The 14,006-nt window shown below is 73.0% G+C and carries 13 protein-coding genes; 5 read left to right on the forward strand and 8 right to left on the reverse strand.

Annotated features, from left to right (window positions below; genetic code table 11):
* Positions 1 to 135 precede the first annotated feature (135 nt).
* Complete coding sequence (locus tag ACIA77_RS07285) at positions 136 to 1,032, forward strand: phosphatase PAP2 family protein (RefSeq protein ID WP_395884907.1); 897 nt, start codon at positions 136 to 138, stop codon at positions 1,030 to 1,032.
* Between the two features lie 209 nt (positions 1,033 to 1,241).
* Here ACIA77_RS07285 and ACIA77_RS07290 read toward each other — a convergent pair whose 3' ends face one another.
* Positions 1,242 to 1,889: a phosphate signaling complex PhoU family protein gene (locus ACIA77_RS07290; RefSeq protein ID WP_395884908.1), complete on the reverse strand. Its 648-nt coding sequence runs from the start codon at positions 1,887 to 1,889 to the stop codon at positions 1,242 to 1,244.
* Between the two features lie 11 nt (positions 1,890 to 1,900).
* Positions 1,901 to 2,260: a hypothetical protein gene (locus tag ACIA77_RS07295; RefSeq protein WP_395884909.1), complete on the reverse strand. Its 360-nt coding sequence runs from the start codon at positions 2,258 to 2,260 to the stop codon at positions 1,901 to 1,903.
* Between the two features lie 282 nt (positions 2,261 to 2,542).
* On the opposite strand from ACIA77_RS07295, the gene ACIA77_RS07300 reads away from it, so the two are divergent.
* Entirely contained in the window at positions 2,543 to 3,115 is a 573-nt protein-coding gene (locus ACIA77_RS07300; protein WP_395884910.1) for a DUF4232 domain-containing protein, read from the forward strand.
* Between the two features lie 23 nt (positions 3,116 to 3,138).
* On the opposite strand, the gene ACIA77_RS07305 is transcribed toward ACIA77_RS07300, so the two are convergent.
* The 3 genes from ACIA77_RS07305 to ACIA77_RS07315 all read right to left on the reverse strand — a co-directional run bounded on the left by ACIA77_RS07305 (position 3,139) and on the right by ACIA77_RS07315 (position 5,119).
* Positions 3,139 to 3,732 (reverse strand): TetR/AcrR family transcriptional regulator, encoded by a 594-nt coding sequence (locus tag ACIA77_RS07305; RefSeq protein WP_395884911.1) that lies wholly within the window; start codon positions 3,730 to 3,732, stop codon positions 3,139 to 3,141.
* 37 nt (positions 3,733 to 3,769) lie between these two features.
* Positions 3,770 to 4,336 carry a TetR/AcrR family transcriptional regulator gene (locus ACIA77_RS07310; protein WP_395884912.1) on the reverse strand — a complete coding sequence of 189 codons (567 nt, stop codon included), beginning with the start codon at positions 4,334 to 4,336 and terminating at the stop codon, positions 3,770 to 3,772.
* Positions 4,337 to 4,399: 63 nt separating this feature from the next.
* Positions 4,400 to 5,119 (reverse strand): GntR family transcriptional regulator, encoded by a 720-nt coding sequence (locus ACIA77_RS07315; RefSeq protein ID WP_395884913.1) that lies wholly within the window; start codon positions 5,117 to 5,119, stop codon positions 4,400 to 4,402.
* A 179-nt stretch (positions 5,120 to 5,298) separates the two neighbouring features.
* On the opposite strand from ACIA77_RS07315, the gene ACIA77_RS07320 reads away from it, so the two are divergent.
* Positions 5,299 to 7,032, forward strand: a complete 1,734-nt coding sequence (locus tag ACIA77_RS07320) for a sigma-54-dependent Fis family transcriptional regulator (RefSeq protein WP_395884914.1) — start codon at positions 5,299 to 5,301, stop codon at positions 7,030 to 7,032.
* Between the two features lie 38 nt (positions 7,033 to 7,070).
* Here the strand turns inward: ACIA77_RS07320 and ACIA77_RS07325 are convergent, their stop codons facing one another.
* The 3 genes from ACIA77_RS07325 to ACIA77_RS07335 are packed head-to-tail and all read right to left on the reverse strand — an operon-like array spanning position 7,071 to position 11,762.
* The gene (locus ACIA77_RS07325) at positions 7,071 to 8,072 is read right to left on the reverse strand and encodes an ABC transporter permease (RefSeq protein ID WP_395884915.1); all 1,002 of its coding nucleotides are present in this window, start codon (positions 8,070 to 8,072) and stop codon (positions 7,071 to 7,073) included.
* Positions 8,069 to 10,585, reverse strand: a complete 2,517-nt coding sequence (locus tag ACIA77_RS07330; RefSeq protein WP_395884916.1) for an ATP-binding cassette domain-containing protein — start codon at positions 10,583 to 10,585, stop codon at positions 8,069 to 8,071. The genes ACIA77_RS07325 and ACIA77_RS07330 overlap by 4 nt, the downstream gene beginning before the upstream one ends.
* A gap of 37 nt (positions 10,586 to 10,622) precedes the next feature.
* Complete coding sequence (locus ACIA77_RS07335) at positions 10,623 to 11,762, reverse strand: substrate-binding domain-containing protein (RefSeq protein ID WP_395884917.1); 1,140 nt, start codon at positions 11,760 to 11,762, stop codon at positions 10,623 to 10,625.
* Between the two features lie 226 nt (positions 11,763 to 11,988).
* Here ACIA77_RS07335 and ACIA77_RS07340 point away from each other — a divergent pair, with 226 nt between their 5' ends.
* The gene (locus tag ACIA77_RS07340; RefSeq protein ID WP_395884918.1) at positions 11,989 to 12,489 is read left to right on the forward strand and encodes a PAS domain-containing protein; all 501 of its coding nucleotides are present in this window, start codon (positions 11,989 to 11,991) and stop codon (positions 12,487 to 12,489) included.
* 3 nt (positions 12,490 to 12,492) lie between these two features.
* Positions 12,493 to 13,995, forward strand: coding sequence for a SpoIIE family protein phosphatase (locus ACIA77_RS07345; protein WP_395884919.1), 1,503 nt, complete (start codon positions 12,493 to 12,495; stop codon positions 13,993 to 13,995).
* The last annotated feature ends 11 nt before the right edge of the window (positions 13,996 to 14,006 follow it).

The raw sequence follows: 14,006 nt of genomic DNA on the forward strand, positions 1-14,006 counted from the left end.
GCACCGGACGGTCCACAGCGGACTGAAGCGGACGACGCCGAGGGCATTGCCACGGCGGGTCGGCGCATCGGTAACCTCAAGATCAAGGTGAACACGAGGTTACCGGCAGCTGACGTGCCGGGTAAGGAGAGCTGGATGCCGATCGCGCTGCGCCCCACCGGCTCGGGCAGCGGGTTGTACGACGCGATCACGGCGTTCGGGGTCTCGACGCCCGGCTGGGTGCAGGGCCTGGTGCTGGCGTACACGGGCTACGGGCTGGCCCTCGTGGTGCCGTTGTTCGCCTGGGTCTGGTGGCGCGCCCGCGCCGAGGGCGGCGCGGAGCGGATGGCGCTCGCGCTGCTGGCGCCCATCGGCACCGTGGTGGCGTACGTCGTCAGCGAGGTCGTGAAGAGCTTCGTGCACGAAGAACGCCCTTGCCGAGGCCTGCCCGCTTCGGCGATCGCCGGCGAGTGCCCGCCACCCGGCGACTGGTCCTTCCCGAGCAACCACTCCACGATCGCCGCCGCGGCCGTCGTCGGGGTCGTGTTCGCCTGGCGCCACGTGTGGCCCTGGCTCGGCGCCCTCGCCGCGGCCATGGGCTTCTCCCGCACCTTCGTCGGCGCGCACTACCCGCACGACGTCCTCGTCGGCCTCTGCCTCGGCGCCGGCGTCGCGGCTCTGCTGCACCGCTACGCGCTCGCCCCCGTGACCGACCTGGTCACCCGGCTCGCCGGTCGAGTCCCGGCGCGCCTCCTCGGTCCGGGCGCCACCCCTCGGCCCGACGACCCCACCGACGTGATCCCGCGCCCCGCCCCCGCGCCGACCGTCCTCACGCGCACCCGCCCGTCGGCCGACCGCCGCCCGGCCGCCCGCGGCCCCCGCCCGGCTCCGGGCCTGCCCCGCCGCCAGCCCGGCGCCACCACCCCGACCCGGCAGTTCCCGCCCGTACCGCGGCCCACCTCGGGCCAGCCGGGCCCGCACCAGCCACCGACCCCGCGCCGCCCGAGGCGCCCCCACCCCGGCCAGCCCCGGCGGCCACCTCACGGGCGCTGATCGTCCACACCGGACAGTCGCGCGCGTGGCTCGCCTGGCCGCGACAGCTCGCCTACAACGGGGTCGGCACATCCCGAGGTACGGAGCCCGGGCTCGCCACTTCGATCGTGCGCGGAAAGCCGAGGCCGGGCGGCGGTGCGCCGATTCGCCGGCGTGCGGTCGACGAAAGCGACGTCGCGTCCATCCACAAAGGACAGTCGTAGCGAAAGTCAGTGCGGCAGAGCGCCCGTAGCCGCGAATTCCAGCCGCTTCGACACCGAGACCGTCTGGTCGGCGAACCGTTCGAAGAACCGCGTCAGCAGCGTGGCGGCGACAGCGGTGCGCTGGCCGTGCTCCCAGTCCGCCGACGTGATGGTCGCCAGCACCTTGGCGTGCAGGGCGTCGACGGTTTCGTCGGTGCGGCTGAGTTCGCGGTACCCGCCCTCTTCGCCGCCGCTGCGGATGAGTTCGACGAGGCGATCGGCCATGCGTGCGGTGACGTCGCCGAGTTCGGCGAAGACGGGCTCGAGGTCGGCGGGCACGGTGCGGTCGGGGTGGCTGCGCCGGGCGGTGTTCGCGATGTGCGCGGCGAGGTCGCCCATGCGCTCGATCTTCTCGGCGCAGTACACGACCGCGAGCACGCCGCGCAGGTCGCCGGCCACCGGGGCCTGCAGCGCGAGCAGGGCGTAGGCGTCTTCTTCGCACGCCGCGCGCTGGTCGTCGAGGGCGGTGTCGGCGCCGATGACCTGCTCGGCCAGCTGCAAGTCGGCGGTGAGCAACGCGCGCGTGGCCCGGCGCATCGCCTCGGCCGCGGCCTCACCCATGCGAGCGAGCCGATCGTCGAGCAGGTCGAGGTCGTCCTGGAAGCCTTCACGCATGACCGGCGACTCTACCGAGACCCGCCGGGCCACCCGGCGTCGGCCAGCTCTTCGGCGGCGGCGACGTCGGCGAGGTCGAAGGTGTGCCCGCCCTCGTGGCCACCGGGCACACGGCACGCCGCACCGTCTTCGGCGACGGCCCCGCACTCCGCCCGGGTCTCCAGCACGCGACGGCCGGGCCACCAGCGCAGCCACCACGCCGGGCCGGCGCCGGTGTCACCGCGGACGCCCGCCACGTGCTCCTGGCCGTGCCCTGCCTGCAGCTCGCAGTACAACGACGACTTCGCCCCGCGGACCGCAACGCTCCGCAGGACCGATCGTTCCCGCCCGGAAAGCTCCAGTGGCTCCAGGCACAGCGCGCGATCCGCCATGGCGCTCAGCGTAGGCCCCTTCGCGAGAGTTCACCGCGTGGGCCCGGTCCACCGGCGCGTCGCACCTGGTCGCGCCCGTGCGCTGTCCTCCGGCCGGGCGAGCGGCGCACCCGCGCCCGGTGACCTGCGGAAACCGTTGCGGTGAACCGTTTTCCGGCGGAGTCCGTGATGGGCGGTGAACCGGACGGCACGATCCGGCAGCTCGAGAAAGGCTTCCCCCATGCGCGTCACGACCGTGGCCACCGTCGTCTCCTTCGCCGCGCTCGCCGTGTCCCTCACGGCGTGTGCCGGCACCACCGGCGGTTCGGCTTCCCCCGACCAGCTCGTGGCCCGCAACGCCACCGCGCCGGCGTCCGCACCGGCCAGCACCACCACTGCGACGACCGCGAAACCGCCTGCGCAGGTTACGAAGACGGCCAAGCCCGCGACCGCCGCCGACTTCCACGCGGAGCTCACCCTGCAGCCCGATCAGAGCGTCGCCCTGCTCACGCTCGAGAACCGCGGCACGTCCACGATCAGCTGTCGGGCTCGCCCGAGCTGCGGTTCCTCGGCGGCGACGGCTCACCGCTGGACCTCCCGATCCGCGAGGTCGACATCCCCGGCCCGCCGACGGGTGTCACGCTCAAGCCCGGCACCGCCGCGTTCGCCGGCGTCCAGTGGACCCTCGGCGACAAGGCCGACCCCGACGCGCTGGTCGCGAACAACTTCGAGCTGACCCCACCCGGGACCGCGGGCACGATCACCGTCGACCTGATCGGCACCGACGGGCAGAAGGTGCCGGTGCCGCAGTTCCCGATCAAGTCCGTGCGGGTCGGCACGCTCCAGCCGGCCCCACAGAGTGTGCTCGTGTTCTGACCGCAGAGGAGTCCACTGTGGACTCAGCCGGCCGCGACCAGGAGTTCCAGCGCCGTGGCGACCGACGCCAGCGAGGCGTCGTCGCGCGAGGCCAGGGCGACGACGAAAGCGCCTTGCACCAAGGCGAGCACGGCGTCGGCGAGCACCTCGGCCGGCTGGTCCTCGCGGACGTCGTGGCGGCGCTGGCCGGTGCGCAGCAGCTCGACGATCCGTCCTTTCCAGACACCCAGGTCCTCGGCGAGCTGCGCGCGGAACGCCTCGTGCCCCGCGGCCAGCTCCGTCGAGAGCTTGCCCGCCAGGCAGGCGCGCTCGTGGCGCGAACCGACGAACCGCTCGGCCATCGCGCGGAAGTAGCCCGACAGCAGCGCGGGGGTCGCGAGGTCGGCGCGGCCGCTCCACTCGCCGAGCTGGTCGAGCTGGAACTGCATGTACCGGGCGAGCACCTGCTTGGCGAAGGCTTCTTTCGACCCGAAGTGGTGGTAGAACGAGCCCTTCGGCACGCCGGAACCCTCGAGGATCCCGTCGATCGTGGTCCCGTGGAAGCCGTGGGCGTAGAGCTGGCGCATCCCTTCACGCAGCAGCTTCTCGCGGTGCGGGATGGTCGTCGACCCGGTCATGACGGCCGAGTCTAGACGAGCCGGTCCAGTGGCCCGGTCACGCCGCCCGCCGCAGGCCGGCGACGAGCAGGGACACCAGCCGGCGCGCGTCGTAGCGCTCGTCGTTTTCGGCGCCGATGCAGAGGTTGCCGACGCCGCGCAGGAGTTCGTAGGCCTGCACGTCGGCGCGGATCTCGCCGGACTCGGCCGCCGCGGTGAGCAACGCCGCGCACACCGGCAGCAGGCGGTCGAGGAAGTAGGTGTGCAGGGCCTCGAAACCGGCCTCGTCGGACTGCAGGACGGCGGCGAGGCCGTGTTTGGTGACCAGGAAGTCGACGAACAGCTCGATCCAGCGGCCCAGCGCGGCGTGCGGCGAAGGACTGCCGGCCAGCAGCGCCGGACCCGCCTCGGCGCACGCCTCGATCTGGTGGCGGTAGACGGCGATGATCAGGTCCGCGCGCGTCGGGAAATGACGGTAGATCGTGCCCATGCCGACGCCCGCCTTGGCGGCGATGTCGCGCACGGGCGCGTCGACCCCCGACGCGACGAACACGGCGGCCGCCGCGTCCAGCAGCGACGCCTCGTTGCGCCGGGCGTCCGCCCGTTTGGCGCGCGCCTCGTTCACCGGCAGCTCTCCCTCCTGAACGGAACAGTGTTCCGTTCAGGCCATGATGCCACGGCGGAGGCCTCAGACCGCGACCGAGCCGCCTTCGCGCCGGGCCTCGTACTCGACGATGGCGAGCTCGCCGGCCACCCGGATGTGCTCCTCGCACGCGCGGCGCGCCTCGACGGGATCGCGGTGCACCGCGGCGGCCGTGACGATCGCGCGCACCTCGCGCAGCGAAAGCTCGGCGCGCCGGTCGTCCACGAACGCGAAGTGCCGGAAGATGCTGATCCGCGAGTGGATGCCGCGCAGCTGGTCGGCCAGCACCGGGTTGTGGGCGCCTTCGAGCAGCAGGCGGTAGAACTCGTCCTTCTCCCGGCCCCGGGAGACCACGTCGCCGGCGGGGAACGCGGCCTCCATCCGGTCGAGCTGCTCGACCAGCGCCTTGGCGTCGTCGTCCGACGCCCGCTGGGCGAACTTCTCGCCCGCGAGGCCCTCGAGGTTCTGGCGCACCTCGTAGAGCGCCTCGATGTCCTCGGGCGTGAGGACCGTGACGATCGGCCCGCGATTGGGCCGCAGGGTGATGAGGCTTTCGGACTCCAGCTGGCGCAGGGCCTCGCGCACCACCGTGCGGGACACGTCGTACGCCTCGCACAGCGCGGTCTCGACGAGCCGCTCCCCCGGCTTGCGCACCCCGTCCAGGATCTCGCTCCGCAGCTGCCGGACGACCTGCTGGCGCAGCGGAGCGGCGTGCCGCTCGACGCTCATGAGCAGCAGACCTCGTTCCCGTTCGGTGAGTGACATCCCGGTTTCGGAACAGTTACCTTTGTGTTCACGCCCGCCCCCTCGTATGATTGTCTGATCGTATTACGATCCCCGCCACCCACCTTACTGCCGACGTCGCCAGCACCACCAGGGTCGGGGCGCCGGCGTGAGCCGTGCGCCGAGCCCGGACGCGACGGCCATCCCCAGGGAGTCCGACCGTGGCCCACGACGACGAAGACAGCCGCATCCAGCGCGCCAAGGACGAGTTCTTCGCCTCGCCGGCGCCCGAACGGTGGCACGACGTCGAGCTCATGAGCTCCTGGCAGCGCTCACAGCTCGCCATCGGCACCCCCGACATGGTCACCGACGTTCCGCACGTCGGCGAAGACCTGCTCGACGCGCATCTGCTCGAGGTCTTCCGCGCCCCGCTGGCCCGGTTCTCCGACAGCCTCGACGGCACGGGCCTGGCCGTGCTGCTCGCCGACTCCAGCGGCCGGATCCTGCAGCGCTGGTGCCACGACACGTCCGCGGCCGCCCACCTCGACCGGATCGGCACGTCGCGCGGTGCGGTGCTGGCGGAGAACGCCGTGGGCACCAACGGCGTCGGCACGGTGGCGGTCACGGGCAAGAGCGTGCAGATCCGCGGGGCCGAGCACTTCGCCGACTTGTACCGCAACGCCGTCTGCACCGGTGCGCCCGTGCTGCACCCGGCGACCGGGAAGCTGCTCGCCGTCGTCACGATCTCGTGCGACGTCCGCCCGGGCACCGACTTCCTGCGCCCGCTGCTGCGGTCCGTGACGACGCAGCTGGAGCAGCACGTGCTCGACGTCGAGCAGCCTTCGGCCCGGCACACGTTCAACGCCTTCCTCACCGCGACCCGCGCGCAGTCCGCGCCGGTGCTCGCGTTCGGGCCCGAGGGCCTGCTGATCCAGAACCCGCCCGCGGGCAGCCTGTCCACTCAGGACATCGGGCTGATCCGCGAGCTGTGCGACGACGGGGTGCGCGACGGCCAGCACTCCGTGCCGCTGTCGAACGGCCCGGCCACGATTTCCGTGACCAACCTCGACCCCGGCAACCGCATCGTGGTGCTGCTCCCCCGCGAGACACCGGCGCCCCGCACCGCACCGGCGCCCGAGCGGCCGCGGCGCGACGAGCTCGCCGGGCATTCGTCCGGCTGGCTGCGGGTCGCGCGTGAGGTGGCGGCGCACCGCGACGCGGGCACGCCGCTGATCGTCGCGGGCGAGCCGGGATCCGGGAAGACGTCGCTCGCGCTCGGCGCGCCGTTCCGGCCCGAGGTGCACGCGCGCGGCGGCCGGATCGTCGACGCCGCCGAGGCGCACGTGTCCGGCGCGCAGGCCTGGCTGCAGCACGTGGCCGGCCGGCTCGCCGGGGCCGAGCCCCTGGTGATCCGGGGTGTCGGGACGCTCGAGGAGAAGGTGCTCGCCGGGCTGCGGTCGGTGGTCGAGTCGACGCCGGCGAGCGGGCCCGTGGTGCTGACGCTGACCGGGGCCGACGAGGCGGCGGCCGAGGCGTTCGCGTTGAAGCTCGGCATCGCGCACCTGTGGGTCCCGCCGCTGCGCGAGCGGCCGCAGGACATTTCCGTGCTGTGGCACGCGTTCGCACTCGCGGCCGCGCCCGGCACGGGGCTCGCGCCGAGCCGCGAGACGCTCGAGCTGATGCGCGCCTACCACTGGCCCGGCAACGTCCGCGAGCTGAAGACGGTGTTCACGCAGGCGGTCAAGAGCCGCGGCAAGGGCCCGGTCGAGCCGGCCGACCTGCCGCGCGCCCTGCAGAAGGCGCAGCCGCTCACCATGATCGAGCGCATGGAGCTGGAGGCGATCCAGCGGGCGCTGCAGGAGGCGGGCGGCAACCGCGGCAAGGCGGCCGAGATCCTCGGCATCTCGCGCGCGACCGTGTACCGCAAGATGAAGGCCTACCGGCTCACGGCCTGACCGGAGTCGGCCGCGAGCCGGCAGGGCCCGGTTCACCGTCAGACCGCCGCGGCCACGGGCCGGGGCCGGCGCAGCCGGCGCACCAGCACGGGCACGAGCTCGCGGGCCAGCACCACCGCCACGAGCACCACGGACTGCGCCACCAGCTGCGTCGAGTCGGGCCAGCCGACCGCGCGCAGCAGCTGGCCGAGCTGCGTCAGGAACAGCGCCGCGGCGCCTGAGGCGACCACGCTCGCGAGCCCGCCCGTGAGCGCCGTGCCGCCTAGCACCACGGCCGCGACCGTGGGCAGGAGGTACGAGTCGCCGAGGAACAGCGGTGGCGTTTTCGTGTAGCCGGCCAACAGGACGCCGGCCAGGCCGTAGCAGAGACCGGCGAACCCGTAGGCGAGCAGTTGCAGCGCCGGCACGCGGATGCCGGTCGCGGCGGCCGCGCGTTCGCTGACGCCGACGGCGGTGAGGCGCCGGCCGAACGTCGAGCGCTGCGCGAGGACCCCGGTGACGCCGACGACCACGATCGCGATGAGCGCCGTGTTCGGGACGCCGCCCGTACGGTCGAGCGCGAACTGGTTGAGCGACTGCGGCGCGCCCGCCGGGGTTCCGCCGGCCAGCGCGAACACCGTGCCGAGCAGCACGGCGTTCATGCCGAGCGTGACGACGAGCGGCATCACCCGGAACACGGTCACCAGCAAGCCGTTGACCAGGCCCGCCAGCGCCGGGCCCAGCACGCCGGCGACGACGGCCGCGAACACGGGCCAGCCGTGGTTCTGCGGCAGCCCGGTGCCGAGCGCCGCGGCGAGCGCGATCATGCCCGGTACCGACAGGTCGAGCCCGCGCTGCTGCACCACGAGCGTCTGCCCGGCCGCGGCGATCGCGAGGACCGCCGCGAACGGCAGCATGCTCAGGATCGGCGCCGCACCGAGGCTGCCGGGGGCCACGAGCGGGCTGATCGCGAACAGGACCACGCACGCGACCCAGATCGCGGTGGACCGGCCGCCGACCAGGCGGGTCCGGAACCGGTCCACTCCGGACGGTGTGCTCACACCCGGCTCCTTCCGCCGCGCAGCCGGGCGTACAGCAGGGCCGCGCCCAGCGTGATGAGCCCCGGCAGCCAGTACGACCAGGCCTGCGAGAGCCCGAGGAACGGCGACGCCGTCACCAGCTGCTGCACGAGCAGCGCCGCCGCCAGCACGCCGAGGAACGACCCGCGCCCGCCGAACACGCTCGCCCCGGCGAGCACGACGATCGTGATCGACGAGAGCGTGTAGGTGAGGCTCGGACGCCCGTCGCCGATGCCGATCTGCGCCATCACGATCACCGCCGCCGGGAAGCACAGCAGGGCCGAGGCCACGTAGGACAGCAGCTGCGTGCGGCCCACGCGGATGCCGAGCTGTTCGGCGGCCGTGCGGTTCGATCCGGCCGCCCGCAGTTCCACGCCCCAGCGCGAGCGCCGCAGCGCCCACTCCAGTGCCACGATCAGCACCACCGCGCCGATCGTGACGACCGGCAGGACACCGACGCGCAGGGAGATCTGCGCGGTGACGCCGTCGGGGAACACGCCGCCGGGGGTGCTGCGCAGCGTGAGGTACACCCCTTGCAGTGCCATGTAGGTCGCCAGGGTGGCGACCACGGCGTTGACGCGGAACTTGGTGACGAGCACGCCGTTGACCACGCCGACGAGCAGCGCGGCGCCGAACATCAGCGCGTAACCGATCCCCGCCGGTCCCCCGGCGACGACCCAGAACGACGCGATCACCACCAGGAGCCCGATGAGCGGCCCGACCGACAGGTCGATGCCCGCGCCGAGCACCACCACGTGCTGCGCCGTGCCGACGAGGATCAGCGGGGCCGCGGCGAACAACAGGTTGTACAGGTTGAACTCCGAGAAGTAGCTCGCGCTCCCGCTGCCGACGACGAGCCCGAGCAGGAGGAACACCAGCGTCAGCACCGCGGCCGGGGTGTGGTCGCCGCGCAGCCACCGGTGCGCGGTGAGCCACCGGCCCGCCCGCGCCGCGACGCGCGCCCGGACCGTGGTGGCCGTCAGCGCCGCCTGCGTGATCGCGGCCTCCTGAACCTCGTCGCCCGCCAGCTCAGCGACGATCGAGCCGCGGGACATGATGAGCACGCGATCGCAGAGCCCTTCCAGCTCGACGCCGTCCGACGACAGCAGCACCACGGCCGCACCGGCGTCGGCCGCTTCGCGCAGGATGCGGTAGATGTCCACGCGCGCACCCGCGTCGACCCCCTGCGTCGGCTCCTCGGCCAGCAGCAAGCGCGGCTGCGCGAGCAACGCCCGCGCCAGCACGACTTTCTGCTGGTTGCCGCCCGAAAGCGCGGAGATCGGCGTCGCGACCCCGGGGGTCTTCACGCCGAGCCGGTCGACTTCGGCGCGCGCGACCGCTTCGACGCGCCGGCTCGACACCAGTCCCGCGGTGGCGACGTCCTCGAGCGTGGCCAGCACGGTGTTCTCCCCGACCCCGAGCGGGCCGAAGACACCTTCGCCGTGCCGGTCGGCCGGGACGTAGACCGCACCGGCCCGGGCGGCCGAGGCGTTGCTGCCCAGCCGCACGGGCCGGCCGGCGACGCGCACCGTCCCGGTGGCCGGTCCGAGCCCGGCCAGCGCGCGCAGGACCGAGCTCTGCCCGTTGCCCTGCACCCCGGCCAATCCGACGATCTCCCCCGGCCGCACCGTGAACGCCACTTCGGAGAAGTCCGCGCCGGACAGGCCCGCCACGCGCAGCAGCTCGGTGTCGCCGGTGCCGCCGCCCTTGGGCGGGAACACCGTTTCCAGCGCCCGGCCGATCACGCGCTCCACGATCTGCTGTTCGTCCACTTCGGACGCCGCGAACGTGCCGCGCACGGCGCCGTCGCGCAGCACCGTGATCCGGTCGGCGATGAGCTTCACCTCGGGGATCCGGTGCGAGATGTACACGACGGCCGCGCCGGCGCGCACGCATTCGCGGACCCGGTCGAACAGCGTCTCGACCTCGTCGAGGCTGAGGTGCTCGGTCGGTTCGTCGAGGATCAGCACCTTCGGCCCGAGCGCGAGCGCCTTCGCGATCTCGACCACGAACCGCTGCTCCACGCTCAGCTCCGCCACGCGGCTGCGGGCGCGGATGCCCATGCCCCACGGGTCGAGCTGGTCCTGCGCCCACGCCGGAGCCCGGCGCAGCCCGCCGACGCGCCCGTAACCGACCGCCACGGCCATGTTCTCCGCGACCGTCAGGTCGGGCAGCAGCGCGGGTTCCTGGCGCACGATGCCCAGGCCCAGCTCCCGGGCCCGCTGCGGCGAGGCCGACGCGAGCGCCTCGCCGCCGATGACGACCGTGCCCGCGTCGGGGGCCAGCACCCCCGACGCGACGGCCATCAGCGTGGACTTGCCCGCACCGTTCTCACCGACCAGCGCGTGGACCTCACCGGGCCGGATCTCCAGGTCGACGCCGGTCAGCGCCTTGACCGGGCCGAACGACTTCGAGATCGAGGTCAGGGCCAGTGCGGCGGGCGCCGCCACGGCCACGGCGGGATCTTCGACCAGCGGTGCTTCGAACTTCGTCATGGTGTTGCGTCCCTCGCTCCTGCCGGCGGCCGGGTGGTCACTTGAACAGCGCCTGCAGGTCCGAGACCGACAGCCCCGAGGAAAGGATCGCGTCCGGCGGCAGCGACTTCTCGCACTTCGGCTGCTTGGCCGGGTCGGTCGAGTCCTCGATGATCTTGAGGTCGTAAGTGGACGGTTCGTCGTCCGCGATGCCGTTGGCGGCCGCGAGTCCCTTGTGGAGGGCGACGGTCACGATCCAGTTGCGCGAGGACTCCGTGGCGATCTGGTAGCTCGGCTGGCTCGCCTTGTACTGGTACCAGAGGCAGCCGAACTCGTTGGAGTCGTTGGCCGACCACACCGGCAGCGGCTTGCCGGCCGCGATGAAGGCGCGCACCCCGCCGACGGAGCCGCCGCCGTAGTCCGAGACGATCCCGTCGATGGGGCCGTACTTGGTGATGAGCCCGGCCACGACCTGCTGGGTCTTGCCCGGTTCCCAGTCGGTGGCCACGGGACCGTCGGTGTTGAGCAGCTTCACGTCCGGGTGCTTCTTCACCGCGTCGAGCACGCCCTGGTACACGCCCTGGGAGTAGGAGTTGCCGGCGATACCGCCGAGCATCACCAGGTTCCCCTTGCCGTGCATGGCGTTCACGGTCCACTCCGCGAGCGCCGAGCCGTAGGTCTTGATGTCCTCGGACACGAAGTCCACGTAGTCCTTGCCCGGCGTGCCCCCGGGTGAGCCGACGAACGGCACGACCTTCACGCCGGCCGCGGTCGCCTTCTTGATCGTCGGCAGCAGCGCTTCGCCGCCGTCGACGAAGGTGACGATCACGTCCACCTTCTGCGCGACGAGGGAATTGAGATCCGAAATCGCCTTCTGCGTGTCACCTTGCGCGTCGGTGTAGAGCACCTTGGTGATGTTCGGGCACTTCGCGGCTTCTTCTTCGAACAGTTTGCGCGTGATCTTGCGCCACGAGTTGCCGCCGAACCCGTCGGCGAACGCGACGGTCAGCGGTTTGGTGCCGCAGAACTTCTTCACGTCCTGGATCTGGTCCTGGGTGCCCACCACCCCGACCTTTTGCTGCTGCGCCGCGTTGCTCGCGTCGCCGCTGCCGGAGCCCGCGGGCGCACCCGTGGCACAGCCGCCGAGCAGCAGTGCCGCCGAAAGCGCCACCAGCGCGTTCCTCTTCTTGATCGCCATTGTTCGCCTTCCCGATTTTCCGCCCCCGAGTCGGCAAAAGTGTCAGTCACCACAGGTGTGCCGGCGCCGGTCACTCTGAGACTCCGGCGTGTCAATTTGACACATCCGGTTCTTTTCCCACCGAATGCGCACGCGGCTCGTCCGATTTCACCCCACCGCTTCCGGCGTAGTCTCCTCGTGTCCGCGAACCCGGCGGCCGCCGTCGCCCGACAACCGGGGAGGACCGGTGCAGCGAGAAACCGACGACGATCCCGCCGTCGTCACCGGCGAGGCCGGCGACGTCCGCGGGGTCTTCGAGGAGATCCCGATCCTGCTGATCGGTATGGCCGGGCCCCGCCACGAGGTGATCGCGGTGAACGCCGCCTACCGCACGACGATGGGCCGCGACCGGCTGGTGGGCACGTCGGTGTACGACGCCTTCCCCGAAGTGGTCGGCCAGCACCTGTTCGAGATGCTCGACCGGGTGTACGCGACCGGCGTCCCGCAGGTGGCCCGGGCCTGGCGGTTCCAGTACGAGCGCGAACCCGGTTCCGGCGTGCTCGACGAGGCGTACTTCGACTTCACGGTGTCACCGCGGGTGGACGAGCACGGCACCGTCGTCGGTCTCACGTGCTACAGCGTCGACACGACGGAGCAGGTCCTCGAGCAGCGGCGGATGCAGCGGCAGGCAGCGGAGGCCGAACAGCGCTACGAGCGGGCGCGTGACGTGATCACCGCGTTGCAGTAGCAGTTGCTCCCGCCCGGACTGCCGGTGCTGCCCGCGGTCCGCATCGCGGGCAGCTACCTGCCGGCCGACAGCGAGACCGGCGCGGGCGGCGACTGGTTCGACGCGGTCCCGCTTTCCGGCGGCCGGGTCGCGCTGGTCGTCGGCGACGTCGTCGGGCACGGCGTGGCGGCGTCGGCGGCCATGGGCCAGCTGCGGGCGCTGCTGCACGACCGGCTCGACGAAACCGGCGACGTCCTGGCCGCGATCGGCGCGGCCGAACGGATGGCCCGCCGCGAACGCCGCGCGCACGCCGCGACCGTGTGCGTGGTCGTGCTCGACCCCGCCGACGGCACGCTGTCGGTCTGCTCGGCCGGCCACCCGCCGCCGCTCGCCGTGAACGGGGACGCCGGTCGCTACCTGCCGGCGGGACGCAGCGGCCCGCTGGGCACGGGGGCCGGCTACACCGTCACCACGGACCGCCTCGGACCCGGCGAGGTGGTGCTGCTCTACAGCGACGGCATCGTCGAGCGTCCCGGGCGCGCCCCGGCCGCGGCCACGGTCGAGCTGGCGCAGGTCGCCACGCACAGCGTGGCCGGCCGGGCCTTCGAACACCCGGACCTGTCCACTGTGGAGAGACTCTGCACGCAGACCCTCGAACTGCTCGTGCGCGAGACCGGGCACAGCGACGACATCACCCTGCTCGCCGCGCAGCGCGTGAGCCCGCCGGCGCCGCTGCGGCTGTCGCTGGCGGCCGACCTGGGCGCTCTGCGCCCCGCCCGGGAGGCCGTCGCGAAATGGCTCCACGAACACGACGCGGGTCACGCGGACGTCGAAGCGCTCGCGCACGCGATCGTGGAACTGGTCACCAACGCCGCCGAGCACAGCCACCCCGACACGCTCGACGGCACCGTGACCATCACCGCCGAACTCGGGACCGACGGCGTCGCGCGGTTGGGTGTGGCCGACGACGGCCGCTGGCGCGAGCGGGCGCGCCCCGGCAGTGAAGAGTTCCGCCGCGACCACGGCCTCGGGCTCGCCATGACCCGCACCCTCGTCGACGAGCTCGTGATCGATCGCGGCGAGCACGGCACCACCGCGACCGTGCACCGCCGGCTGGCGCACCCGGCGCGGCTGATCACCACCGACGAGATCCACCACGGCGAGCCGCGCCGGCCCGAGCCGGCGCCCGAGGTGCTGGTCCTGCTCGACCAGCCCCACGCCGCGGGCAACCGCGTCGCCGTCCACGGCCCGCTCGACGCGACCAGCTGCGGCCGGCTCGCCGGCGAACTGCACCGGCTCACCCTCGGCGGCACCCACGAGCTCACCGTCGACCTGACCTCGGTGAGCCACCTGGCCAGCGCTGCGGTGGCGGTCCTGCACCGGGCCGCCGCGGACGGGCGGTCACCGGGCGACGCGAGCGCCGGCGGCGCCGTGCGGCTCTACGCTCCGGCCGGCAGCGTCGCGCACCACGTGCTCACGCTCGTCGACCTGCCGCACACCACCACCGACCCCGGCGCCGGGCCCTGACCGGCCGCCGG

The sequence above is a fragment of the Amycolatopsis sp. NPDC051903 genome (genome assembly GCF_044452505.1).
In the GTDB taxonomy this organism is placed as follows: domain Bacteria; phylum Actinomycetota; class Actinomycetes; order Mycobacteriales; family Pseudonocardiaceae; genus Amycolatopsis.